Origin of the sequence: Streptomyces sp. NPDC002088 (assembly GCF_040296605.1) — a bacterium.
Classification (GTDB): domain Bacteria; phylum Actinomycetota; class Actinomycetes; order Streptomycetales; family Streptomycetaceae; genus Streptomyces.
The window spans coordinates 98,171-122,567 of sequence record NZ_JBEOXO010000019.1; the positions used below are offsets into that span (position 1 = coordinate 98,171).

General features: G+C 70.6%; 22 protein-coding genes. 13 read left to right on the top strand and 9 right to left on the bottom strand.

The features are described 5' to 3' along the window. Window positions 1–2 precede the first annotated feature (2 nt). A complete protein-coding gene (locus ABT114_RS33315; protein ID WP_351146634.1) occupies window positions 3–1,151 on the bottom strand; it encodes an acyl-CoA dehydrogenase family protein in 1,149 nt (382 codons plus the stop codon). A 244-nt stretch (window positions 1,152–1,395) separates the two neighbouring features. Between ABT114_RS33315 and ABT114_RS33320 the strand changes: the two genes are divergently transcribed. Together ABT114_RS33320 and ABT114_RS33325 are read left to right on the top strand one after the other, a co-directional pair. Next, window positions 1,396–2,637 (top strand): CaiB/BaiF CoA transferase family protein, encoded by a 1,242-nt coding sequence (locus tag ABT114_RS33320; RefSeq protein ID WP_351146635.1) that lies wholly within the window; start codon window positions 1,396–1,398, stop codon window positions 2,635–2,637. Continuing rightward, window positions 2,634–3,779 (top strand): thiolase family protein, encoded by a 1,146-nt coding sequence (locus tag ABT114_RS33325; protein ID WP_351146636.1) that lies wholly within the window; start codon window positions 2,634–2,636, stop codon window positions 3,777–3,779. Before ABT114_RS33320 ends, ABT114_RS33325 begins: the two co-directional genes overlap by 4 nt. Window positions 3,780–3,864: 85 nt before the next feature. Here ABT114_RS33325 and ABT114_RS33330 read toward each other — a convergent pair whose 3' ends face one another. Genes ABT114_RS33330 through ABT114_RS33360 form a run of 7 tightly spaced genes read right to left on the bottom strand, consistent with a single transcriptional unit; the run spans window position 3,865 to window position 10,270 of the window. After that, the gene (locus ABT114_RS33330; RefSeq protein ID WP_351146637.1) at window positions 3,865–4,725 is read right to left on the bottom strand and encodes a mycofactocin-coupled SDR family oxidoreductase; all 861 of its coding nucleotides are present in this window, start codon (window positions 4,723–4,725) and stop codon (window positions 3,865–3,867) included. A gap of 56 nt (window positions 4,726–4,781) precedes the next feature. Beyond that, window positions 4,782–5,303, bottom strand: coding sequence for a flavin reductase family protein (locus tag ABT114_RS33335; protein WP_351146638.1), 522 nt, complete (start codon window positions 5,301–5,303; stop codon window positions 4,782–4,784). 13 nt (window positions 5,304–5,316) lie between these two features. After that, entirely contained in the window at window positions 5,317–6,498 is a 1,182-nt protein-coding gene (locus tag ABT114_RS33340; RefSeq protein ID WP_351146639.1) for an acyl-CoA dehydrogenase family protein, read from the bottom strand. Continuing rightward, window positions 6,488–7,414 (bottom strand): alpha/beta fold hydrolase, encoded by a 927-nt coding sequence (locus ABT114_RS33345; RefSeq protein ID WP_351146640.1) that lies wholly within the window; start codon window positions 7,412–7,414, stop codon window positions 6,488–6,490. Before ABT114_RS33345 ends, ABT114_RS33340 begins: the two co-directional genes overlap by 11 nt. A gap of 50 nt (window positions 7,415–7,464) precedes the next feature. Continuing rightward, window positions 7,465–8,487, bottom strand: a complete 1,023-nt coding sequence (gene dmpG / locus ABT114_RS33350; RefSeq protein ID WP_502988430.1) for a 4-hydroxy-2-oxovalerate aldolase — start codon at window positions 8,485–8,487, stop codon at window positions 7,465–7,467. Continuing rightward, the gene (locus ABT114_RS33355; protein WP_351146641.1) at window positions 8,484–9,425 is read right to left on the bottom strand and encodes an acetaldehyde dehydrogenase (acetylating); all 942 of its coding nucleotides are present in this window, start codon (window positions 9,423–9,425) and stop codon (window positions 8,484–8,486) included. The genes dmpG and ABT114_RS33355 overlap by 4 nt, the downstream gene beginning before the upstream one ends. Continuing rightward, a complete protein-coding gene (locus ABT114_RS33360) occupies window positions 9,422–10,270 on the bottom strand; it encodes a 2-keto-4-pentenoate hydratase (RefSeq protein WP_502988431.1) in 849 nt (282 codons plus the stop codon). Before ABT114_RS33360 ends, ABT114_RS33355 begins: the two co-directional genes overlap by 4 nt. A 299-nt stretch (window positions 10,271–10,569) precedes the next feature. On the opposite strand from ABT114_RS33360, the gene ABT114_RS33365 reads away from it, so the two are divergent. Together ABT114_RS33365 and ABT114_RS33370 are read left to right on the top strand one after the other, a co-directional pair. Beyond that, on the top strand, window positions 10,570–12,207 hold the full coding sequence (locus ABT114_RS33365; RefSeq protein WP_351146643.1) for an FAD-binding protein: 1,638 nt from the start codon (window positions 10,570–10,572) through the stop codon (window positions 12,205–12,207). Window positions 12,208–12,251: 44 nt separating this feature from the next. Next, window positions 12,252–13,001: a hypothetical protein gene (locus tag ABT114_RS33370; protein ID WP_351146644.1), complete on the top strand. Its 750-nt coding sequence runs from the start codon at window positions 12,252–12,254 to the stop codon at window positions 12,999–13,001. A gap of 13 nt (window positions 13,002–13,014) precedes the next feature. On the opposite strand, the gene ABT114_RS33375 is transcribed toward ABT114_RS33370, so the two are convergent. Further along, complete coding sequence (locus ABT114_RS33375; protein ID WP_351146645.1) at window positions 13,015–14,676, bottom strand: thiolase C-terminal domain-containing protein; 1,662 nt, start codon at window positions 14,674–14,676, stop codon at window positions 13,015–13,017. Between the two features lie 155 nt (window positions 14,677–14,831). Here ABT114_RS33375 and ABT114_RS33380 point away from each other — a divergent pair, with 155 nt between their 5' ends. From ABT114_RS33380 to ABT114_RS33420, 9 genes are all read left to right on the top strand, one after another. Continuing rightward, window positions 14,832–15,977, top strand: coding sequence for an amidohydrolase family protein (locus ABT114_RS33380; protein WP_351146646.1), 1,146 nt, complete (start codon window positions 14,832–14,834; stop codon window positions 15,975–15,977). Further along, the gene (locus ABT114_RS33385) at window positions 15,974–16,174 is read left to right on the top strand and encodes a hypothetical protein (protein WP_351146647.1); all 201 of its coding nucleotides are present in this window, start codon (window positions 15,974–15,976) and stop codon (window positions 16,172–16,174) included. Before ABT114_RS33380 ends, ABT114_RS33385 begins: the two co-directional genes overlap by 4 nt. Window positions 16,175–16,212: 38 nt before the next feature. Further along, window positions 16,213–17,025, top strand: a complete 813-nt coding sequence (locus ABT114_RS33390) for a mycofactocin-coupled SDR family oxidoreductase (RefSeq protein WP_351146648.1) — start codon at window positions 16,213–16,215, stop codon at window positions 17,023–17,025. Between the two features lie 27 nt (window positions 17,026–17,052). Further along, window positions 17,053–17,892, top strand: coding sequence for an NAD(P)-dependent oxidoreductase (locus ABT114_RS33395; protein WP_351146649.1), 840 nt, complete (start codon window positions 17,053–17,055; stop codon window positions 17,890–17,892). A 54-nt stretch (window positions 17,893–17,946) separates the two neighbouring features. Then, window positions 17,947–18,135 carry a ferredoxin gene (locus ABT114_RS33400; protein WP_351146650.1) on the top strand — a complete coding sequence of 63 codons (189 nt, stop codon included), beginning with the start codon at window positions 17,947–17,949 and terminating at the stop codon, window positions 18,133–18,135. A 36-nt stretch (window positions 18,136–18,171) separates the two neighbouring features. Next, window positions 18,172–19,419 (top strand): CaiB/BaiF CoA transferase family protein, encoded by a 1,248-nt coding sequence (locus ABT114_RS33405; protein WP_351146651.1) that lies wholly within the window; start codon window positions 18,172–18,174, stop codon window positions 19,417–19,419. Window positions 19,420–19,576: 157 nt separating this feature from the next. Further along, window positions 19,577–20,857 carry an ABC transporter substrate-binding protein gene (locus tag ABT114_RS33410; protein ID WP_351146652.1) on the top strand — a complete coding sequence of 427 codons (1,281 nt, stop codon included), beginning with the start codon at window positions 19,577–19,579 and terminating at the stop codon, window positions 20,855–20,857. Continuing rightward, window positions 20,857–23,643, top strand: coding sequence for an ABC transporter permease subunit (locus ABT114_RS33415; protein ID WP_351146653.1), 2,787 nt, complete (start codon window positions 20,857–20,859; stop codon window positions 23,641–23,643). Before ABT114_RS33410 ends, ABT114_RS33415 begins: the two co-directional genes overlap by 1 nt. Then, window positions 23,640–24,377 carry an ABC transporter ATP-binding protein gene (locus ABT114_RS33420; RefSeq protein WP_351146654.1) on the top strand — a complete coding sequence of 246 codons (738 nt, stop codon included), beginning with the start codon at window positions 23,640–23,642 and terminating at the stop codon, window positions 24,375–24,377. The genes ABT114_RS33415 and ABT114_RS33420 overlap by 4 nt, the downstream gene beginning before the upstream one ends. Window positions 24,378–24,397: the final 20 nt, after the last annotated feature.

Sequence of the window (24,397 nt, forward strand, 5' to 3'; positions counted from 1 at the left end):
CCTTACAGTCCGAGGGACTTGCTGATGATGGTCTTCATGACCTCGCTGGTACCGCCGTAGATGCGGCTCACCCGGGCGTCGGCGTACAGCCGGGCTATCGGGTACTCGAGGATGTAGCCGTACCCGCCGTGCAGTTGCAGGCAGCGGTCGACGACGCGCCCCTGTGTCTCGGTGCAGAACAACTTTGTCCGTGCCGCGTCGACGCCGCTCAGTTCATGTTCGACGAGCGCCGTGATCGACGCGTCGAGCAGGGCCTGGGCGGCCTCCAACTCCGCTGACATCGCGGCGAGTTCGAACTTCGTGTTCTGGAAGTGGGCGACCGGTTCGCCGAACACCTTCCGGTCGCGTACGTAGGTGATGGTCATGTCGATGGCCGCGCGGGTCTGGGCCACCGCGCCGACCGCGATGGCGAGTCGCTCCTGTGCGAGGTTGCGGCCGAGGAGGGAGAACGCGGTGCCCTCCTCGCCGAGCAGGTTCGCGGCGGGAACCCGGACGTCGGCGAAGGACAGCTCGACGGTGTCCTGGGTGGTCAGCCCGATCTTCTCCAGCTTGCGGCCCACGGTGAAGCCGGGCATGCCCTTCTCCACCACGAGCAGCGACAGGCCGCCGCGCCGGTTGTCAGGATCGGTGGAGGTGCGGGCCACGACGATCACCAGGTCGGCGTGGTGGCCGCCGGTGATGAAGGTCTTGGAGCCGTTCAGGACGTAGTGGTCGCCGTCACGGACCGCCGTCGTGGCGACGCCGGCGAGGTCGGAGCCCGTGCCCGGCTCGCTCATCGCGATCGCCGTGTACAGCTCGCCGGACGCCAGCCCCGGGAACCAGCGGGCCCGCTGCTCGGCGCCTGCGAAAGCGGTGAAGTACGGCAGCACCACGTCCAGGTGCGTGCGCAGACCGCCCAGGGTCACGCTCGCGCGGGCGCACTCCTCCTGGATGACCACGTTGTAGCGGTAGTCGTCCTGGCCACCGCCGCCGTACTCCTCGGGCAGCGACGTGCCGATGATGCCGAGCTTGCCGAGCGAGGTGAACAGCTCGCGCGGGACGAGTCCGGCGTGCCGCCATTCCTCGTAGCGGGGCACGACCTCGCGTGCGAGGAAGTCGCGTACCAGGAGGCGGAAGTCCTCGTGGTCCTGGGTGAACAGCGTGCGGTGCAAGGGGAGTTCCTCCGTGGATCGATGGACGGGTGGATGCGGCCCGGGCCGGTTTCCGGGAAGGTGCCCTCCGTCGATGTTCACTCGGATCTTGGATCCCGGTCACCTTGGTGACCTTGATGACGCCGTTAAGAAGAGTAGCATTTATTGCATTCCTTGAACCCGGCGATGCGGGTTAGAGTCCTTGATGAGTCCGGGTATCGACGGGGGCGCTTCGCCTCTGGTCGTCAAATGAGGAGACTGATTGATGACTTCCGGAGGTACGGGTCCGCTGGCGGGCTGCCGGGTGGTCGAGCTGGGCGGCATCGGCCCCGGGCCGTTCGCCGGGATGTTCCTCGCCGACCTGGGCGCCGAGGTGGTGCGCGTCGACCGGCCCGAGTCGGTGGGCGAGGAGGGCCGGGGCGGGGCCGCGGACGTCCTCAACCGGGGCAAGCGGTCGGTGGCGATCGACCTCAAGCATCCCGACGGCAGAGAGGCTCTCCTCGAACTCGTGGAACGCGCCGACGTGTTGATCGAGGGCTACCGACCCGGCGTCACCGAACGCCTCGGCGTCGGCCCCGACGTGTGCCGGGCCCGCAACCCCCGGCTGGTGTACGGGCGGATGACCGGCTGGGGCCAGGACGGACCGCTGTCGGCCGCGGCGGGACACGACATCACCTACATCGCCCTCACCGGGGCCCTCGGTGCGATCGGTGCCGCCGGCGGGCCGCCGCAGATCCCGCTCAACCTCCTGGGCGACTTCGGTGGCGGCGGCTGCTATCTGGTGATCGGCATCCTGGCGGCGTTGCGCGTGGCCGAACGCACCGGCGTGGGGCAGGTGGTCGACGCGGCCATCGTCGACGGCACCGTGCACCTGCTCGCGAGCACCTTCGCCAAGCTCGCCCGCGGCGCCTGGAGCGACGAGCGCGGCGTCAACCACCTGGACGGCGGGGCGCCGTTCTACTCCGTCTACGCGACGAAGGACGGCCGGTACGTCGCCGTTGGCGCGCTGGAGCCCAAGTTCTACCGGCGCCTGCTGGGCCTGCTCGAACTCGACGTCGACCCGGACCGGCAGCAGGACCGCACCACTTGGCCCACGCTGCGTGAGCTCCTGGCGGAGCGGTTCGCGCAGCGCACGCGCGACGAGTGGGCGGCGCTGTTCGAGGGGACCGACGCCTGCGTGGCGCCCGTCCTCGGCCTCACCGAGGCCGCCTCGCACGCACACCTGGCGGCGCGCGGAACCGTTCTCGCCCAGGGCGGTGTCGTGCAGCCGGCCCCGGCGCCGCGCTTCTCGACGACCCCGCCGGTCGCCGGCGGACCGGCTTCGGCCGTGGGTGCCGACACCCGTGCCGTACTGAGCGACTGGGGCGTCGACGGCATCGAAGAGCTCTTCGAGCGCGGTGCCGTCGGAACCGGCCCGACGGGCCCGCCCGCACCGCCGCATCACGACCACCGGGCCGCCGTGCAGCGCGGCGGACCCGAGGCCCCGAGCGAGAGGAACCGTTCATGAGGGACGCCGTCATCGTCGACGCCGTACGCACCCCGATCGGCAAGCGCAACGGCTCACTGGCGGGCATCCACGCCGCAGACCTGTCCGCCCTGGTACTCAACGCGCTGGTCCAGCGCACCGGGGTGGACCCCGCCACCGTCGACGACGTGATGTGGGGGTGTGTGACCCAGATCGGCGACCAGTCGAGCAACATCGGCCGCTTCGCCGTCCTCGCGGCCGGCTGGCCCGAGCACGTACCCGGCGTGACGATCAACCGGGCCTGCGGCTCCAGCCAGCAGGCCGTCGACTCGGCGGCCCACGCCGTGATGGCCGGACAGTACGACCTGGTCGTCGCGGGCGGTGTGGAGACCATGACCCGGGTGCCGCTCGGCTCGCACCGCACGACCGGCCAGCCGTACGGGCCCAAGGTGCTGGCCCGCTACGAGGGAGCCGAGCTCAACCAGGGCGTCGGGGCCGAACTCATCGCCGAGCGCTGGGGGCTGAGCAGGCAGCGGCTCGACGAGTACGCGGCCGCCTCCCACGCGAAGGCCGCGGCGGCCATCGACGACGGCGTCTTCGACGACCACGTCGTGCCCGTCGACGTCGACGGCGACAAGTTCACCGTCGACGAGGGACTGCGGCGCGGCACGTCGCCCGAGACCCTGTCCGCTCTCAAGCCGCCGTTCAAGCCCGACGGCGTGATCCACGCGGGCAACGCCTCCCAGATCTCCGACGGCGCGGCGGCCCTGCTCATCACGACGCGGGAGCGGGCCCGCGCACTGGGACTCACCCCGATCGCCCGCTACCACTCGGGCGCGGTGAGCGGAGCGGACCCGGTCACGATGCTGACCGGCCCGATCCCCGCGACGGCGAAGGTGCTGAAGCGGGCCGGGCTGAGCATCGACGACATCGGTGCCTTCGAGGTCAACGAGGCCTTCGCGCCGGTCCCGCTGGCCTGGCTGGCCGACACCGGAGCCGACCCGGAGCGCCTCAACCCGCTGGGCGGGGCGATCGCGGTCGGACACCCGCTCGGCGCCTCCGGCGCCATCTTGATGACGCGGCTGCTCGCCCGGATGCGCAGCCGGAACCTGCGTTACGGGCTGCAGACGATGTGCGAGGGCGGCGGGACCGCGAACGCGACCGTCATCGAGCTGCTGAGCTGACGCGGACACGCCGAAAGGCCGGTGGGTGAGACAGGGACTCCGTCTCACCCACCGGCCTTTCGGTATGCGGCGCGATCAGCCGCGATCAGAACTGCGGCTGCTGCGGCCGCCGTTGCACGATCGCCCCCGCGTCCACCCGCAGCTGCTGCCCGGTGATGTACCGGGACGCGTCGGAGACGAGGAACAGCACCGCCTCGGCGATGTCCTGCGGTTCGACGTAGGGCAGGCCCATCGCTGTCATCACGTGGAAGGCGGGCAGGGCGTCCTCGCGGGTCGGGTTCTCCAGGTCCGGGCGGAACTCCCGGTACATGGGTGTGCTGTTCAGCATGTCGGTGTTGGTGTTCGTCGGGTGCACCGCGTTCGCCCGGATCCTGCGCGGGGCGAGCGCCACGGCGAGGTCGTTGACGAACGCGGCCGCCGTGCGCTTGGAGAACGAGTAGCCGAGCTTGCCGAAGTCAGGCCTGTCGGCCATGTCGGCGGACGGCATCAGCGCCGCGGTCGAGCCGGTCACCACGACCGCACCGCCGTCGGGCAGATGCGGCAGCGCCGCCTGCACCGCGTGCACCACGCCGTGGAAATTGACGGTGATCGCGTCGATGAAGGCGCCTGCCTCGGCGCGGCGGAGCGGGGCGATACCGGCCTGGGCCACCACGGCGTCGAGCCGGCCCAGCCGCTGCACGCCCCCGTCGACCGCCGCCTTCAGCGCCGCAGCGTCCCGCACGTCGGCGGTCACCGCCACGATCTTGCGGCCCAGCTTCTCCACCAGCCGTACGGTCTCGTCCAGGTCGGCGCGGCTGCCCAGGGGGTAGTCGACGCTGTCGATGTCCTCGCAGATGTCGACCGCGATGATGTCCGCGCCCTCCTCGGCCAGGCGCACCGCGTGGGCGCGGCCCTGCCCACGAGCCGCGCCGGTGATGAAGACGACTTTGTCCTGTACCTGGCCCATCAGGGACCCCTTTCACACGTTCACGCGTTTCACAGGTTCAGATCGAGCTGCGGTCGCTACCAGCCGACGAGTTGGTCGAGGAGCAGCGACGTGGTCGAGAAGTAGTCGCCGTAGCCGCCCTTGAAGAACAACAGCGGGGTCTTCGCCGACGCGACGTGCAGGTCCTTGACCCGCCCGACGACCAGGTCGTGGTCGCCGATCGTGACGACGTCCTCAATGGCGCAGTCCACCCAGGCGACGACCCCGTCGAGAACGGGATTTCCCGACGGGGACGTCTCCCAGGCCACGCCGGTGAACCGGTCGGTCCCCCTGGCCGCCAGCTTTCGGCTGAGGTTCTCCTGGTCGGCCGCGAGCGCGTTCGCGCAGTAGCGCCCGGCGGCCTTGATCTTCGGCAGCGTTCCGGACGAGCGGTCCGCGAGGAACGACACCAGGGGCGGGTCGAGGGAGACGGACGTGAAGGAGCCCACGACCATCCCCTCCGGACGGCCCTCGGGCCCCGTCGCGGTGATGGCGACGACGCTCGTGGGGAAGTGGCCCAGCACGTCTCGGAAGCGCCGGCCGTCGTTGCCCGTGCTCACGTCCGTCCCCATCTCAGATCAGCGCCTGCATCGGCGCCGGCACCTCAAGTCCCATCTGTGCAAGGGAGTTGGCGTGATAGGTGGCACCCGGTACATGGATCATGTGCTGCAGGCCCACGTGCGCGTCGCGCCACAGCCGCTGGATGGGGTTGTCGCGCCGGATGACGTTCCCGCCGGAGCGCGCGAAGATCTCGTCCAGCGCCGCGACCGCCCGCCACGCGCAGCGGACCTGGTTGCGCCGGATCGTCGTGCGGTCCTCGACGCTCACCGTCTCGCCCGCGTCGAGACGGTCGTACAACCGGCTGACACCGTCGATGAGTTGGACCCGGGAGGCCGCGATCTCCGCGGCGGCCTCGCCGGTGGCGTAGAGCGCGTACGGATCGTCACGCACCTGGACCCCGGTCACCGCGACACGGTCGCGCTGGAGGTCGAGGTGAGCGGCGAGCGCGCCTTCGCAGATACCGATCACGGCCGCCGTGATGCCGAGCGGGAACATCGTCGTGAACGGCAGCTTGTGCACGGTCTCGGTGGCGCCGTTGCGCTCGGCCGCCGTCCCGGTCTTGATGTCCTCCTGGTCGACCGTCCGGTAATCAGGGATGAAGGCATTGGTGACGACGACGTCCTTGCTGCCCGTGCCCGACAGGCCGATGACGTCCCAGGAGCCGTCGATGATCTCGTAGTCCGAGCGGGGCAGGACCACGTGCAGGACCTTCACCGGCGCGGCCGGCTTGCCCTTGCCGTCGCCGGCCAGCGCTCCGAGGAAGACCCAGTCGCAGTGGTCGGTCCCGGACGAGAACGGCCAACGCCCGTTGAGTATGTAGCCGCCCTCGACCGGTTCGGCGATCCCGTTCGGCATGTACGGGGAGGCGATCCAGGTGTCCTGGTTCTCGCCCCAGATCTCCTGCGCGAGCCGCGGGTCCATCTGCCCGACCTCCCACGGATGGACCCCGACGACACCGGCCACCCAGCCCGCGGCGCCGTCGTGCCGCGCCAGGGCCATCACCGCCTCCGCGAAGTCCCGCGGATGGACCGAGTACCCGCCGAACTTCGCCGGCTGCAGCAGACGCATGACGCCCGCCGAGCGCATCAGGCCCACGGTCTGTTCGCTCAGCTTGCCGAGGCGTTCATTCTCCTCGGCGAGTCCCGCCAGCTGCGGGCCCAACTCCTCGATCCGTTCGATCACTTCATGCGCCATGACGCGCACCTCCTGCTTCTTCCGTCTTACGGGTGAGGAACTCGAGGGCGACGCGTTCGAACTCGTCCTTCCGCTCGATCTGCACCCAGTGCCCGCACCGCGCGAACGTGTGCAGCTCGACCTCGGGGAGCCAGCGGGTCGCGAAGTGGGCCTGGTCGTAGGGGAGCATGCGATCGTCGCGGCCCCACAGCAGCAGCGTCGGTGTGGTGACCGTCGCCGCCCGCGTCCACAACGGCGTGTACTTCGCCTGAAGTTGAGGTGCGAACATCGAACCGAGGATCGCCCTGGTCCGGTCGATCACCCCGTCCGCGGTGGCGTTGCGCATGCGTTCGTCGAGGAGCTCGTCGGTGATCCGGCCCTGGTCGTGGACCATCGTGCGCACCCATCCCCGCATACGCTCACGGGTGGGGTCGTCGAGGAACTCGAACAGGCGCAGGAAGCCCTCGCTGGGCTCGGGCGCGAACGTGCCGACCGACAGGCCGCCCGAGCCCATCAGAGCCATCCTGCGCACCCGCTCGGGGTACTGGACGGCCAGCTCCGCGGCGACGGCCCCGCCCATCGAGTTCCCGACGAACACCGCGGACTCGATGCCGAGTTCGTCCATGAAGCGGGCCACCAGGCGTGCCGCGACCACCGGATAGACCTCGTCCAGCTTGGGCAGGTCGCTGCCGCCGAAGCCCGGCAGGTCGGGCATGACCGTGCGGAAGTGCCCGGCGAACACCGGAAGGTTGTGGCGGAAGTTGGACCAGGCGGTGACCCCGGGACCCGATCCGTGGAGCATGAGCAGCGGCTCGCCCTCGCCCGCCTCGTGGTAGGCGAAGGTGAGTCCGTCGACGTCCCTGGTCGACCGCGTCGCTTCATAGGTGGTGGCATCTGTCGTGTCTGTCGTGCTGGTTGAGCTTGTGGTGCTTGTCATGCGCGGCCCTCTCGGCTCGGGTTTGTTCACAGGCATTGAGCTGCGCGGCCTCAGGACCCGCCGCCGCGCAGAGTGAGGGCGATGTCGGTGAGCATGTCCTCCTGCCCGCCCACGAGCCGGCGCCGTCCGGCCTCGACGAGGATGTCCCGGGTGTCGACGCCGTAGAGCAGGGCCGCCTGCTCCGCGTGGCGCAGGAAGCTGCCGTACACGCCCGCGTAGCCGATCGTGAGTGTCTCGCGGTCGACGCGCACCGGGCGGTCCTGCAGGGGACGGGCGAGGTCGTCCGCCGCGTCCTGCAAGGCGAACAGGTCGCAACCGGTCTCCCACTCGCGGAGGTTGGCGACCGCGACAAAGGGCTCGATCGGCACGTTGCCCGCCGCCGCGCCCTGCCCGGCGAGCGAGGCGTCGACGCGGACGGCGCCCTCCTCCACCGCGGCGAGGGAGTTGGCGACCGAGAGGGAGAGGTTCTCGTGGGCGTGGATGCCGATCTGGGTCTCGGGGGCGAGGACGTCGCGGTAGGCACGGACCCGTGCCCTGACGTCCTCGACCGTCAGCCGTCCGGCGGAGTCGGTGATGTACACGCAGTGCGCACCGTAGGACTCCATGAGGCGTGCCTGGGCGGCGAGTTCGGCCGGGTCGACCATGTGGCTCATCATCAGGAAGCCCGCCACGTCCATCCCGAGCTCACGCGCCTCGGCGATGTGCTGCGCCGCGACGTCCGCCTCGGTGCAGTGCGTGGCGACCCGGACCGAGCGCACCCCGAGCTCGTAGGCCTTGCGCAGCTCGGTGACCGTGCCGACGCCGGGGAGCAGGAGCGTGGTGATGGTCGCGCGCTTGCAGTTCGCGACCGCGGCCTCGATCCACTCCCAGTCGGTGTTGCTGCCGGGCCCGTAGTTCAGGCTCGCCCCGGCCAGGCCGTCGCCGTGACTGACCTCGATGGCCGCGACGCCGGCCGCGTCGAGCGCGGCGACGATCCGGCCGACCTGCTCGGGGGTGATCCGGTGCCGGATGGCGTGCATGCCGTCCCGGAGCGTGACGTCCTGGACGTAGATCCGCTTCTTCACGGTCGTCATGCCGCCCTCCGCGTCACGCGCTCGGCGATCTTCTCCGCGACCCGCTGGGCGGCGGACGTCATGATGTCGAGGTTCCCGGCGTACGCGGGCAGATAGTGCGCCGCGCCCTCGACCTCCAGGAACACGGACACCTTGGTGTCCACGGGCCCGGGCCGGTCCGGCAGCAGCGTCGTGACCTCGCCCGCCTCGACAGGCGTGAACTGCACGTCCTGTACGAGCCGGTAGCCGGGCACGTAGGCCGCCACCTCGGCGACCATCCGCTCGATCGAGGCCCGCACCTTGTCGTGGTCGGCCCCGCCGATCAGGCAGAGCACCGTGTCCCGCATGATCAGCGGCGGCTCGGCCGGATTGAGGATGATGATCGCCTTGCCGCGCCGGGCGCCGCCCACGCTCTCGATCGCGCGGGCCGTGGTCTCGGTGAACTCGTCGATGTTGGCCCGGGTGCCCGGACCCGCCGAGCGTGACGCCACCGAGGCGACGATCTCCGCGTATGGCACGTCGGTCACCTGCGAGATCGCCGCGACGATCGGGATGGTGGCCTGACCGCCGCAGGTGACCATGTTGATGTTCGGGGCGTCGAGGTGCTCCTCCAGGTTCACCGGGGGGATCACATACGGCCCGAGCGCCGCGGGGGTCAGGTCCACGAGCCGCCTGCCATGGGGCGTGAGCAGCCGCGCGTTGGCCTCGTGAGCGGCCGCGCTGGTGGCGTCGAGCACGATCTGTACGTCCTTGAACTGATCCATCTCGATCAGCCCCGCCACCCCGTCCGACGTCGTCGCGACCTTCATCCGGGAGGCGCGGGCGAGGCCGTCGGAGGCGGGGTCGATCCCCACCATTGCGAGCACCTCGAGGTTCGGTGAGGTTCGTTTGATCTTGATGAGCAGGTCGGTCCCGATATTGCCGGAGCCGACGATCGCCACTCCCACGCGATCTGTCATCCGTCGTCCTTTCCTGCCCGCCCTGCGGGTCCTGGGTTGTCCGAGAAGTGCGCGGTGACCGTGCCCAGCGGCTCGATGGACACCTCGAAGACATCGCCCGGCCCGGCCGTCACCATCGGTCCGAGGGCGCCCGAGAGCACCAAGTCACCTGAGCGCAAGGGGGATCCGAACTCGATGGCGGTCCGCGCAAGCCAGGTCAGGGCATGCAGCGGATCGCCGAGGCAGTCCTGGCCGCTGCCCTTGGAGACCACCTCGCCGTCCCGCCGCATCACCATCCGGACCCGCGCCGGCTCGAACTCGTCCAGGGGACGGCCGTGGTCACCGATGACGAAGACCCCGGAGGAGGCGTTGTCGGCGACGGTGTCCGTGATGCCGATCCGCCAGTTCTCGATCCGGCTGTCTACGATCTCCACAGCGGGATAGGCCAGGTGGACCGCCGCGCGCACCTCGGTGGGGTTGGACGCGTCGAGGATGTCGCGCCCGAGGAGGAAGGCGACCTCGCCCTCCGCCTTGGGCTGCAACAGACGCTGGTAGGGGACGAGCTCGCCGTCCGCGTACCGCATGTCGTCAAAGAGTGCACCGAAATCGGGTCGGTCGACTCCGATCTGCGCTTGTACCGCCGCGGAGGTCAGCCCGATCTTGCGGCCGATGAGCCGGGCTCCGGCGGTCAGCCGGCGCTCTGTCGTGACCTGCTGGACCGCGTACGCGAGAGCGATGTCGCTCGGGCCGATCAGGTCGGCCACCGGGCGGCAGGCCACGCCCGAACTGCTGGCCCGCGCCAAGCGGTTGGCCGCGGCGGTCACCGACGGCGCCGCGGCGGCTTCGTCCGTCTTCATGGCCCTCATGATGCTCTTCGATTCGAAAAATGAGTACCCCTAATAGGCATTGACAGTGGTCTCGGGTGCGGCCACCATCCGTGCAAGTGCTCGTTGGCGGTCAATGGCGTCGCTCTGGGGCGGAGCGTGAGACGTCGTCGTTTCGGTGCGCCGGGTGTGCGGAGTGCGCCCGCGGGGCCGGCCGCCGTCAACTCGCGGTGCAGTGAGGCCGTTTCACGCATGCGTCGGTGAAGTCCACTCATTGGTGGTGGCGACGTGTCCCTGGGAGTCCTCTGCCGCCCTGCCGCACACCAACGAGGAGGTCAGTGATGACGCTCAGTGACGCACACGAGGACAACGGGACGAACGACGGGACGGACAGTGAGACCTACGACGTCATCGTCGTGGGTTCGGGCGGCGGCCTGGTCGGCGCCTACGCGGCCGCGTCGCGCGGGCTGCGCACGCTCGTCATCGAGAAGACCGGCCGGGTCGGCGGCACGGTCGCCTACTCCGGTGGCGGCCTGTGGTTCCCGGGCTCGGCCCCGCTGCGCAGGGCGGGCGTCGAGGACGGTGTCGACCAGGCCAGGACCTATCTGCGCGACGTCGTCGCCGACGGGGCTCGCGAGCACCTGCAGGACGCGTACCTGCAGGCCGGGCCTCGGCTCATCGAGGAGCTGGAGCGCAGCGAGTGGTTCGAGCCGTTCGTGCACGGGCCCGTGCCGGACTACTTCTCGTGGCGCCCCGGCGGGACGACCTCGGGGCGCACGGTCTTTCCGCAGGACATGCCCGCCGCACAGCTCGGCGACCGCGCCGGCCTGGTCCGCGACTCCCTCTACACGGAGCGGTGGTGGAAGACGGACCCGGGAACCGCCCTGACCGGCGGCCGCGCGCTCATCGGCCGGGCGCTCGGCGCGTTCCTGGACACGGGGAACGGCACGCTCAAGCTGAACACCGCGCTGACCGGCCTGGTCGTGGAGGGAGGCCGGGTCGTCGGCGTCGACGCGGTCAGCGAGGGGAGGACGGTCCGCTTCCGTGCCGGGCGGGGCGTGATCCTCGCGGCGGGCGGCTTCGAACGCGACCGTGAACTGCGCGAGAAGCACCAGCCTGCGGCGCACGGCGGCCGGTGGTCCAACGGCGCCCCCGCCAACACCGGCGACGCCCTGAAGGCGGGCATCGCGATCGGCGCCGACACCGACCTGCTGGACGAGGCCTGGTACGTGCCCGGGCTCGTCCAGCCCGACGGCCTGCCCTTCTTCCACACCGGCACCCGGGGCGGGATCTGGGTCAACGGCGCGGGCGAGCGCTTCGTCAACGAGACGCGCCCCTACGACCAGGCCGGACACGAGATCGCCCGCCTCCACACCACCACCGGCGTCCGGCACACCCCCTGCCACTGGATCCTCGACCAGCGCCAGATCGACCGGGACAGCTTCGCGGGACCGCCCGACCAGCCGATCGGCCAGGAGTGGCTCGACTCGGGCGCTCTGCGGAAGGTGGACACCCTCGAAGAGGTGGCGAAGATCGTCGACGTACCGGTCGAGGCGCTGCGGCAGACGATCGAGCGGTACAACGCGTTCGCGCAGACCGGTGTCGACGAGGACTTCCACCGCGGCGAGACACCGTGGGACCAGATGTTCCACCACACCATCGGTTTCCCGGCCGGGCCGAACTATCTGGCATCGCCCACCTCCGACTGGCCGAACCCGATGCTTCAGCCGCTCGACACCCCGCCGTACTACGTCGCCACGGTCGCCCTGGCCGACATCGGCACCAAGGGCGGCCTGAAGACCGACGAGCACGCGCGCGTCCTGCGCCCGGACGGCACCGCCATCCCGGGCCTGTACGCGAGCGGCAACACCGCGGCCCCGATGTCGGGACGCGTCTACCCGGGCGCCGGAACGCCGATCGGTTCGAGCATCGCCTTCGCGTACCTGGCGGTCCTCGACCTCGCCGGCGAGCCGGTATGACCCGAAGCACCCGCAACCACGCACGCGATCAAGGGAGATCCGTCATGGAACACGCCCGGTACATGCGACTGCAACGCGGCTCCGCGTGGTGCGGATTCGTGCTGTTCGTGGGATTTCTGGCCGCCTACTCCGTCGGCAACCTGCTCAGCCCCATGGACCCGACGATGACCGCGAAGGACGCCGTCGACTTCCTCACCGACAACCAGACGGGGATCCTCACCGCCGTCGCGATCATGGTGCTGATGGTCCCGTTCGAGTACCCCTTCGTCGTCGTGACGAGCCTGCAGATGCGCAGGATCGAGGGAGGCTGGGGCCTGCTGTCGATGACGCAGGTGCTGACCGGTGTCGTCGCGCCGATCGGGTTCTTCTTCCCGCTGGCGATCCTGTCCGCCGCCGCCTACCGGCCCGAGGCCCACTCGCCCGACGTGCTGCTCGCGATGACCGACACGTTCAACCTCATGTACGTCGGCAACGCGTGCATCTTCGTGCTGCAGGTGTGGTCGATCGGGTACGCGGCGCTCATCGACCGCCGGGCGAAGCCGATCTTCCCCCGCTGGTTCGGCTGGCTGAACATCGTGCTCGGGATCGTCCTCATCCCGGGGGCGTTCGTCTACCTCAACAAGACCGGCCCGTTCGCCTGGAACGGGGCGTTCGCGTACATGCTTCCCTCGGTCGCGTACTTCATCTGGAAGGTGGCCACCCCGACCCTGCTGCTGCGCGCGATCAAGCACGAGGAGGCGGAGACCGCCGGGCAGCGGGCCGGGCAGGAGGAGACCCAACTCGCCACCCCATAGCGGTGGGTGAGCGCTACGCCCGGCGCAGCAGCATCGCCCCGGACGGCACCCCTCCCCCCGAGGTCACGACGGCGACACGGGCGTCCTGCACCTGGCGCCCGTGGGCCGCGCCGCGCAGCTGCAGCATGGCCTCGCGGACGAATCCGTACCCGTGCAGGCGGCCGGCCGAGAGCTGGCCGCCATGCGGGTTGAGGGGGAGGTCGCCGTCCAGGGCGATCGTCTTGCCCCCGGCGATGAAGTCGGTCGCCTCGCCGGGGCCGCAGAAGCCGAGGCCCTCCATCCAGGACAGGGCGTTGAACGTGAAGCCGTCGTAGAGCAGGGCGACGTCGACATCGGCCGGGGTGAGGTCGGTGCGGGTCCACACATGGGCGGAGGGGCCGAACGCCTGGGGGGTGTGGGTCAGCGTGTCCTGGTCCCAGCTCAGCCGCTCCAGGATCGCCGAGCCCACCGCCTCGACCAGGACGGGAGGCTGGGGCCGGTCCGCCGCGGTCTCGCGCGCGGAGACAATGACGGCCACGGCGCCGTCGCACGGTACGTCGCAGTCGTACAGGCCGAACGGCGTGGTGACCGTGCGGGCCGCGAAGTAGTCGTCCAGCGTGAGCGGTTCGCGGTACAGGGCCTCGGGGTTGCGTACCGCTCCCGCTCGCGCCATGACGGCGATGGCGCCCAGGGCCTCCCGCCCCACGCCGTAACGGTGCATGTAGTGCGAGGCGTTGCAGCCGATCCACTGCGCGGCCGACATCGCCCCGAAGGGCGCCCGCCACTCGTACATGCCGGTGGCCCGGCCGCCGTCCGTCTGCCACTGGCCGGAGCGCACCAGGGCGGTGTGCGAGGACTCCCAGACCGTACGGAAACACAGCACGTGCCGGCAGAGTCCGGAGGCGACGGCGAGCATCCCCGCGGTGATCGATCCGATCTGTCCGGGCACCTCGCTGCCTCCGTTGACCCAGGTGGGCCGCAGCTGAAGGGCCTCGCACAGTGCCGTGATCCCGCCTTCGCTGAGACCGCTCGGGGACACGGCGGGGTACGTGGACAGGCCGTCGATCTCGTCCAGTTCGAGCCCTGCGTCCGCCACCGCGGCCAGGCACGCGTCCACGGTCAGTGACACCGGGTCGACCATGAGCCGCCGGCCCACGCGGGACTGCCCGACCCCGGTGAGGGCGACCGCGTCCTCGTACTTGCGCTCCGTGGCCATGGGCCGCAGGGCGGTGCGGACGGCGCGGGGCTCGGGCAGCGGACCCGGTCCTTCGGCGGCCTCCGCCTCCCGGTCCGGCTCGAACAGCGGCACGTACAGATCGTCGTGCTGCTCGAAGCGCACCCGTACCCGCATCCCGATGTGCACCTCGTCCGGCTCGCACCCGACGATGTTCGTCGTCAGGCGGGCCCGGTCGTCCTCGGCGAGCGCGACGACGGCCACCACGTACGGCGGCGGGAACGACGGCAGCCAGGCCTGTTCGTTGACGCTGAACCCGACCACGACCGCCTTGCCGGAGGTGGGCGCGAGCCCCACCGAGCGGCTCCGGCACGACGGGCAGACGGGCAGCGGTGGGTGGAAGTACCGCGCGCAGTCCGCGCACCGGGAGATGCGCAGGACGCCGTCGGCGCCGGAGCGCCAGAACTCGGAGCTGGAGAGCGTCGGTTGAGGCAGAGGGCGGGGTCCTTGAGTCTCGGGCATGTGGTGTCCTCTCATGTAGATAGGTGGCCGTAATAGGTGCCTGTGTTGGTCGGGCTGCGGTCAGTTCACGTGAGTCGCGCATAAAAGGTATACGCAATTAAGGGCCTGTTGTAGAGTCCGGACCCGGCGCATCTCTCCAAGGAAGGGGCGCGACAATGCCGTTGCAGCCATGGATGAAACTGCTGTCGACCGACGACCATCTGATCGAGCCGCCACGGTTGTGGTCGGACCGTCTGCCGGCGAGGTTCCGGGAGGCGGGGCCACGCATCGTGGAGCAGCCACGGGGCGAGGGGCAGACACCCGCCGAGGTGTGGGTCTACGAGGACCGGATCTACCCCTACATCGGCCTGAACGCCGTCGCGGGAAAGAAACCCGAGGAGTTCGGCCTCGAACCGACGCGCTACGACGAGATGATCCCGGGCTGCTACGACCCCAAGGCCAGGATCCGCGACATGGACCTGGACGGGGTGTGGGGCGCCCTGTGCTTCCCGTCGTTCCCGGGGTTCTCCGGCCACGTCTTCCTGGACGGCAAGGACCGTGAGCTGGCGCTGCTGTGTGTGCAGGCGTGGAACGACTTCGTCCTCGACGAGTGGTGCGCCACCGCGCCGGGGCGGCTCATCCCGCTGGTCATCATGCCCATGTGGGATGTGCAGGCCTGTGTCGCGGAGATCCACCGGACCGCGGCCAAGGGGGCGAAGGCGATCTCTTTCCCGGAGAACCCGGCCCCGCGCGGCCTGCCGTCCTTCCATACCGACTACTGGGACCCCATGTTCTCGGCGGCCGAGGAGACCGACATGCCTCTGTGCCTGCACTTCGGCACCTCGGGCAGGCCGCCGAAGACGGCCGAGGAAGCCCCGTTCGCCGTGACGATCGCCCTGTTCGGCTGCAACGCCATGTTCGCCACCGCCGACCTGCTCTTCTCCCCGGTGCTGCACAAGCACCCCAAGCTGAAGATCGGCCTGTCCGAGGGCGGCATCGGCTGGATCCCGTATCTGCTGGAGCGCAGCGACGGCACCTGGGAGCGGCACCGCTTCTACCAGAACATCAACCAGAGCGTGCGGCCCTCGGAGCTGTTCAACAAGCACTTCCACGGCTGCTTCATCGACGACCGGTTCGGTGTGGAGGTACGGCATCACGTGGGCGTCGACAAGATCACCTGGGAGTGCGACTACCCGCACTCCGACTCGTACTGGCCCAAGAGCCGCGCGTACGCGGCCGAGGTCCTCGCGGACGTACCGGATGACGAGGTGCACCAGATCGTGGAGCTGAACACCCGGCGCCTCTACAACTTCCCCGCATGAGCCGCCGGCCGGAGTCCGAGCGGTCGGACTGGACGGATCTGGACCTGCTGACGCGCGACGAGGCCGCGGGTCGACTGCGCGCGGAGATCTCCGAGACGCAGGAGCGCCTGGCAGGGGCCGACGACGCGGAGCGCGCGCTGCTCGAAGCCCGGCTGCGCGCCCTGCGCGAGGCGGCGGACGAACTGGCAGCCCCCTGAGGCGTGTGACCGGCGATCTCTCACGAAAGGAGGCTGACATGGGGCGAGTTGACGGCAAGATCGCGCTGATCACCGGGGCGGCCCGCGGGCAGGGGCGCTCCCACGCCGTGCGGTTGGCGGAGGAGGGAGCAGATGTCGTCGTCACCGACGTCTGCCACGACATCAGCGACGCGCTGCCCTACCCCTTGGCGACCAAGGAAGAACTCGAGGAGACGGCCGAGTTGGTGAGGGCGACGGGCCGGCGGTGCGTCGCCGTCGAGGCCGACGTCCGGTTCTTCGCCGAGATCCGGTCCGCCGTCGACGCGGCGACATCCGAGTTCGGGCGGCTCGACGTGGTCGTCGCCAACGCCGGTGTGATGAGCTCCGGCCGCGCCTGGGAACTGTCCGAAGAGGCCTGGGACGTCGTCGTCGACGTCAACCTCAAGGGCGCCTGGAACACGGTGCGAGCCGCCGCCCCCGGCATGATCGACGCGGGGGACGGCGGCTCGATCATCATCACCAGCTCGGCTGCCGGTATCCGCGGGCACGTTCCCTACGCCCACTACGTGGCCAGCAAACACGGCGTCGTAGGCCTGATGAAGGCGCTCTCCAACGAACTCGCCCCGCACCGGATCCGGGTCAACACCGTGCACCCCACCGGGGTCAGCGACACCGGGATCACCGTCGGTGAGCCGGTGGAGGAACTCGCCGCGCGCGAACCGCTGTTCGCACTCGCCGCGATGAACCCGCTCGCGCCCTACGTCGAGCCGCGGGACGTGTCGAACGCCGTCCTGTTCCTGGCGTCGGACGAGGCGCGCTATGTCACGGGCCTGCAGTTCACCGTCGACGCGGGCTCGACGAACAAACCGTAGCGACGCCTCACACCTTACGGAGCGCAGATGAGCGCAGTGCGAACGATCGGATTCCTCGGAGCCGGACACATCGGCGAGCCGATGGTGGAGCGCCTCCTCGCGGCCGGTCACCCGGTACGTGTGTACGCGCGCCGGTCCGGCGTCCGGGGACGCCTGTCCGCCGCGGGCGCCGAACTCGTGGGCGCCGCACGGGACCTCGCCGCCTGCGACGCCGTCGTCAGCTGTCTCTACGACGACGCCCAGATGCTCGACGTGCTGCCCGAGGTCGTCGCGGCCCTGGGCCCGCACACGGTGCTGCTCTCGCACACCACCGGGGCGCCGGCGACGTTGGACCGGCTGGACGGGTACGCGCCCGGCGGGCGGGCGGCGATCGTCGACGCGGCGTTCAGCGGGACGGCCGAGGCGGTGCGGGCCGGACGCCTCACCGTCTTCCTCGGAGGGGAACCGGCCCACGTGGCGGCGGCGCGTCAGGTCGTGGCCGCCTACGCCGACCCCGTCGTGGCGACCGGTGCCCGTGGCTCCGCGCTGCGCGTCAAGCTGCTCAACAACCTGCTGTTCGCCGCGATCAGTCAGGTGACCCTGCGCGGGCTCGCGGCCGGCCGCGCGATGGGCGTAGCGCAGGACACCCTGCTTCAGGCCCTCGCGGTCAGCAGCGGAGGGAGTACGGCGGGGTCGTACATCGCGGCCCGCGGTGGGGCCGAGCGCTATACCGACGCCGTGGCCCCGTTCCTCGCCAAGGACCTGGCGGCCTGTCGCGACACGGCGGCCGAAGCCGGCGTGGACCTCGCCCCGTTGCTGGACGCGGCGCAGGACGGGCCGATGGACCTCGGGGAGATCACCACCATCGAGAGCCATCGACAGTCGTGACAGCCATGACAGCTGTCGAGAGCCACCGAGAACCATGGAGAAAGGAGTGAGTCGGTGAAGATCACCATTGACAAGAACCTGTGCTCCGGACACGCGCGGTGCGCGGCCGCCGCCCCGGAGCTGTTCGAACTCGACGACAGCGGCTACGCCCTGCCCCTCGACGGGGAGGTCCCGCCGGAACAGGAACAGGCGGCCCGTGAGGGCGCGTGGGCCTGCCCCGAGCGCGCCATCACCGTCGAGTGACGCACGTCGACTCACTTACGGATTCACCTACGCAGCATGGAGGTTGACGCAGTGCACCGACCGATGGAGGGCGTACGGGTCCTGGAGGTGGCGCAGTTCACCTTCGTACCGGCGGCGGGCGCGGTGCTCGCCGACTGGGGCGCCGACGTCATCAAGATCGAGCACGCCGAGCGGGGCGACGCCCAGCGCGGTCTGGTGCGCGTGCTCGGGCAGGAGGCGATGAGCAAGGGCTCGTCCTTCTTCCCGAGCATGGAGGGGCCCAACCGCGGCAAGCGCAGCATCGGCGTCGCCCTCGAAAAGCCGTCCGCGCGGCGGGTGTTGGAGGAACTCGTCCGCTCCAGTGACGTCTTCCTCACGAACTTCCTGCCGGGTGCGCGGGCCAAGCTCAAGATCGACGTCGAGGACATCAGGGCCATCAACCCCGACATCATCTACGTACGGGGAAGCGGCTTCGGCGCCCGTGGACCGGAACGCGACAAGGGCGGTTACGACAGCACCGCCTTCTGGGCGCGAGGCGGCAGCGCGGCCGGAGTGACCCCGCCCGGGTCCGACCGGATGCTGCGGATGCCGGCGGGCGCGTACGGCGACTCGATGGGCGGGATGACCATCGCCGGCGGCATCGCCGCGGCGCTGTTCCAGCGCCAGCGCACCGGTGAGCCGTCCGTCGTCGACGTGTCACTGCTCGGCGTGGGCGCGTGGGCCACCCAGTACCTGGTGAACCGGGCGCTGATGGTGGGGGGGCCGCTGCCCGTGCAGGAGCAGCCCAAGTACGGATCGGTCACCAACCCGCTGATCGGCGCCTACCGGACCGCCGACGACCGGTGGCTGGAGTTCGCGATGCTCCAACCGGGCCGGTACTGGCCGGAGTTCTGCCGGGTCGTCGGCCGGGAGGACCTCGCCTCCGACGAACGCTTCGACAGCACCGAGAAGATCATGGCGAACGCCGCCGAAGCCGCGGACATCGTCGCCGAGATCATCCGGCAGCGGCCGTTCGACGAATGGACCGAGATCCTCGCACGGGGGGAGGGGCAGTGGGCCGCCGTGCAGAACACCTGGGAAGTCGGCCAGGACCCGTCCCTGCGGGCGAACGGCCTGATCGCCCAGGTCGTGGACGCGGACGGCAGGGAACGTGAACTCGTCGCCAATCCGGTCCAGTTCGACCAGACCCCGGCGTCACTCACCCGCGCGCCGCAGTTCGCCGAGCACACGGACGAGGTGCTGCGCGAGATCGGCCTGAGCGACGAGGAGCTGCTCCAGCTGAAGATCGACGGTGCGGTGACCTGACCCACCCCGGCAGGCCGATGCCTGCCACCCCGGCAGGCCGACGCCTGCGCTCGTCCCTCATCTCAGGCGGCACTCGCGGCGGCGTGCTTCGGCCTGCCTCCCCCTGTCGCCGACCGCCGCGAGTGCGGGGCACTCGCCGACACTTCGGGAAGCAGACATGATCGAGTCGGTCAGGCGTGCCCTCTCCTCCCCCCGGCCGCGCGCGTCGATCGCGCTGGCCGCCGTCGCAGCCCTCCTCCTGGCGGGCTGCGCGAAGGAGGACGACGCCGACACCCAAGGAAGCACGAACGACACCCCGGCCGCGCTCGCGAGCGCGTTCCCGGGGAAGAAGGCCAGCGGTACGCCGGTCAAGATCGGCCTCATCACCAACGAGGGCGGCGCGAGCATCAGCCAGCCCGAGACCCGGGAGGCCGCCGACGCGGCCCGGCGCTACGCCAACGACAACCTGGGCGGTATCGCGGGCAGGCCCATCGAGTACGTGATCTGCAAGACCAAGGAAGAGCCGGCGACGGCCCGGGACTGCGCGAACCAGATGGTCGAACAGAAAGTGGCCGCGGTCGTCCTGGCCAGCAGTGGCCTCGGCGACTCCATGGTGCCGATCGTGACCCGGGCCGGCATCCCCTGGACGACCGCCCTGGCCACCAGCGGCGCCGAGGGCACGAGCACCCTCGCGTACTCCTGGACGGGCGGGTTCCCGGCGTCCATGACGTCGATGGCCGAGTACGCCAAGAAGCAGGGCTACAAGAACGTCGTCGCGTTCGTCATCGACGTACCGTCCGCGGTGGGCGGTGCCCAGTCCATCGGCAAGCCGGTCTTCGACAAGGCAGGTATCGGCCTGCGGATCGTGAAGATCGCGGCGGGCACGCCGGACGCCTCGCCCCAGGTCAGCGCCGCGCTGCAGAGCAAGCCCGACGCCGTCGCGATCATCGGCGAGTCGACGGTGTGCACCTCCGTCCTCCAGGCGATAGCCACGCTCGACGGTTCCACCCCGCGGATGATCCTCCAGCCGTGCACGGCCCCCGCGGTCGTCGACGCCGTCGGAACCGGCCTGGACGGGGCGCAGGTGTTCAGCAGCTTCGACGGGGCCAGCGACCATCCCGAGGCCCAGCTCTACCGGGCAGTGATGAAGCGTTACAGCCCCGACACGCCGAGCGGCGGCTACGCGGCCATCGGGTACCAGGGCGCGCTCGGCCTGGTGCGCGCGCTGAAGGGCCTGACGGGCGAGGTCACGCCGAAGACCATCTCGAAGGCGCTCGACTCGGCGAAGGACGTCGCGCTGCCCGCGGGCCACGGCACCACGTTCACCTGTGACTCCAAGGCGGTGCCGGATCTGAAGGCGGCCTGCTCGGCCAAGGAGGTCACCGCCACCCTCAACGGCGGCAAGCTGGAGAAGGTCCAGGTCATCGACCCCGCACCGCTCTTCGAGCAGGCCGGCTGATGGACCAGTACCTCCTCTTCCTCTTGCTGGGACTGGGCAACGGGGCCGTGTTCGCCGCGCTCGCCCTCGCCCTCGTCCTGACCTTCCGCAGCTCGGGGGTCGTCAACTTCGCCACCGGCGCGATCGCGCTGTACAGCGCGTACACCTACGCGTTCCTGCGCAAGGGCGAGCTGCTGGTGCCGATACCCGGCCTGTCGCGCACCGTCGGCCTCGGCGGAGAGCTCGGGCTTTTCCCGGCCATGGCGTTCTCCTTGGTGCTGGCCGCCGCGTTCGGGGTGCTGCTGTATGCCGTCGTCTTCCGGCCGCTGCGGTCGGCGCCGCCGGTCGCCAAGGCCGTCGCGTCGATCGGCGTGATGCTGGTGATCCAGGCCTTGCTGGTCGCCCGGGTCGGCACCGCACCGGTGTCGGTGAAGGCGATCCTCCCCAACGACGCGGTGCAATGGGGCGGTTCGCGCATCCCCGGAGACCGGCTCTGGTTCGCCGCGGTCGTCGTGGCGCTCACCGTCGCCCTGGCGCTGGTGTTCCGGCTGACCCGGTTCGGCCTGGCGGCCCGGGCCGCGGCGGAGTCCGAGAAGGGTGCCCTCGTCAGCGGGCTTTCCCCGGAGCGGATCGCGACGGCGAACTGGGCCCTGAGCTCGGCCATCGCCGCCCTGTCCGGGATCCTCATCGCGCCCATCGTGCCGCTGGTGCCCCTGTCGTACACGTTGTTCATCGTCCCAGCCCTCGCGGCCGCGCTCGTCGGCAACTTCACCGCGCTGATCCCGGCCGTCGGCGCCGGGCTCGTCATCGGGATGCTCCAGTCCGAGCTGCAGTTCCTGCAGGGCAAGTGGTCGTGGCTGCCGCAGACCGGGCTGGCGCAACTGGTGCCGCTCGCCGTGATCCTGGTGTACCTGGTGGTGCGTGGACGGCCGCTGCCCACCCGCGGCACGGTGATCCGGCAGACGCTGGGACGGGCTCCGCGCCCCGAGCGCATGCTGGTCCCCGCCCTCGGCGCCACCGCCCTCGGCGTCGTCGTCCTGTTCGCCACCCAGGGCAGCATCCGCGCCGCGGTCATCACCTCGCTGACCCTGGGGGTGATCTCGCTGTCGCTGGTGGTCGTCACCGGATTCGCCGGGCAGATCTCGCTCGCCCAGCTCACCCTCGCCGGGGTCGGCGCGTTCAGCCTGAGCCGCTTCACGGCGGACTGGGGGGTCCCGTTCCCGATCGCACCGCTGCTGGCGGCCGTCGTGGCCATGGTGATCGGCGTCGTCATCGGGCTGCCCGCGCTGCGCATCCGCGGACTGCCGGCAGCGGTGGTGACGATCGCGCTCGCGGTCGCCGTGGAGGCGTTCTGGTTCCGCAACACCGACTTCAACGGCGGGCTTGACGGCGCCAAGGTCCCCTCGCCCCATCTGTTCGGGATCGACCTGGGCATCGGGGCGGGCGAGGGCTATCCCCGCATCCGGTTCGGGCTGCTGTGTCTGGTGGTGCTGTTGCTGGTCGGTCTCGGCGTGGCCTGCCTGCGCCGCAGTCGGCTCGGCGCCGCCATGCTCGCGGTCCGCGCCAACGAACGCTCGGCCGCCGCGGCGGGCATCGACGTCTCCCGCACGAAGATCATCGCCTTCGCGATCGGTGCGTTCATCGCCGGGCTGGGCGGCGCGCTGCTCGGCTACCAGCAGACCGTCGCCGACCCGGAGATGTTCACCGCGATCGGCGGCCTCGGCCTGTTCGCCACCGCCTATCTGGCAGGCATCACCGCACTGTCCGGCGGTGTCGTGGCCGGTGTGCTGGGCGCGGGTGGCCTGGTGTCCGTCGCCCTGGACCGGGCGCTGTCCATGGGGGAGTGGTACAGCGTGATCATGGGCGTCGGCCTGGTGCTCACCGTGATCACGAACCCGGAGGGCCTGGTCGGTCCCGCACACGCGCTCGCGGCCCGCCTGCGCCGCGAGACACCCAGGGACGACCGGGGAGACGCCGCCCTGACGGACACGATCACCGATACGGACACGGACACCGACTCGCGCCCCACCGCCGACAGGACGGCACCCGAACCGGGAGGTGTCGTCCTGTCGGTACGCGACGTCGGAGTGCGCCACGGAGGCGTCGTCGCACTCGACGCGGTCTCCTTCGAGGTCCGTTCCGGCGAGATCGTCGGTGTCATCGGGCCGAACGGGGCGGGCAAGACGACCCTGCTCGACGCGGTCAGCGGATACCAACGCGGCACCGGCACCGTGGAGTTCGACGGCCGTGACCTCTCCTCGCTCACACCGCACCGACGCAGTCGCGCGGGGCTCGGGCGTACCTTCCAGGGCATCGAGCTCTACGAAGACCTGAGCGTGGAGGAGAACGTCCTGGTCGGCGAGAGTGCGGCCCGGCACGGCGGCGACCACGTCGGCTCGACCGAGGGGACACAGCTGCGCAGCCGCCTCTTCGAGACGCTGCACCTGAGCAGCCACCGAGGGCGGCCCGCGCGTGAACTCTCGCAAGGACAACGGCAGTTGGTGTCCATCGCCCGAGCGCTGGCCGGACGGCCCCGTCTCCTGCTCCTCGACGAGCCCGCGGCCGGCCTTGACAGCTCCGAGAGCCGCTGGCTGGGGGAGCGGCTGCGCGCCGTGCGGGCCGCCGGGGTGACGGTGCTGCTCGTCGACCACGACATGGGACTCGTGCTCGACGTGTGCGACCGCATCGTCGTACTCGATCTCGGCACGGTGATCGCTCAGGGAACCTCCGCCGAGATCAAGGCGGATCCACGGGTCGCCGCCGCCTACCTCGGCGCGGCACGGGCACAAGAGGAGGGCGTACGGTGACGACAGCGACCGAGCCGGAACAGGCGCTGCTGGTGTGTGAGGGCCTGGAGGCCGGCTACACCAAGGGACAGCCGGTGGTGCGCGGGTTCGACCTGCGGCTGCGGCCCGGCGAGGTCACGGCCCTCCTCGGTCCCAACGGTGCGGGCAAGACGACCCTGTTGCTGACGTTGGCGGGACTGCTGCCGAGCCTGGGCGGTGCCCTCGCCCTGGGCGGTGAATCCGTCCGGGGCGGCCGGGCCCGCGAGATGGCGCGCAGGGGACTGGTCCTCGTGCCCGACGACCGGGCCCTGTTCACCCAGCTGACCGTGCGGGACAACCTGACGCTCGCCCGGCGGCGCGGCGGCAGCACAGTGGATCAGGTCCTCGACTACTTTCCGGCGTTGGGCAAGCGCCTCAGAGTCGCGGCCGGGCTGCTTTCCGGCGGGGAACAGCAGATGCTGGCCCTGGGCCGTGCCCTGATCCAGGACCCGCGCGTCCTGCTCGTCGACGAACTCAGCATGGGGCTCGCCCCGGTGATCGTCGAGGAGCTGCTGCCGGTCGTCCGGCGCATCGCGGACGGCACCGGCGCCGCGGTCGTCCTCGTGGAGCAGCACGTACAGCTCGCCCTGGAGGTGGCGGACCAGGCTGCCGTGCTGGTCCACGGCGACCTGGTGCTCAGCGGGTCCGCCGCGCGGTTCGCGGCGGACCCGGGACTGTTGGAGCGCGCCTACCTGGGGGAACTGGCGACGCGGTGACGATTCGTCGGCCGACGGTG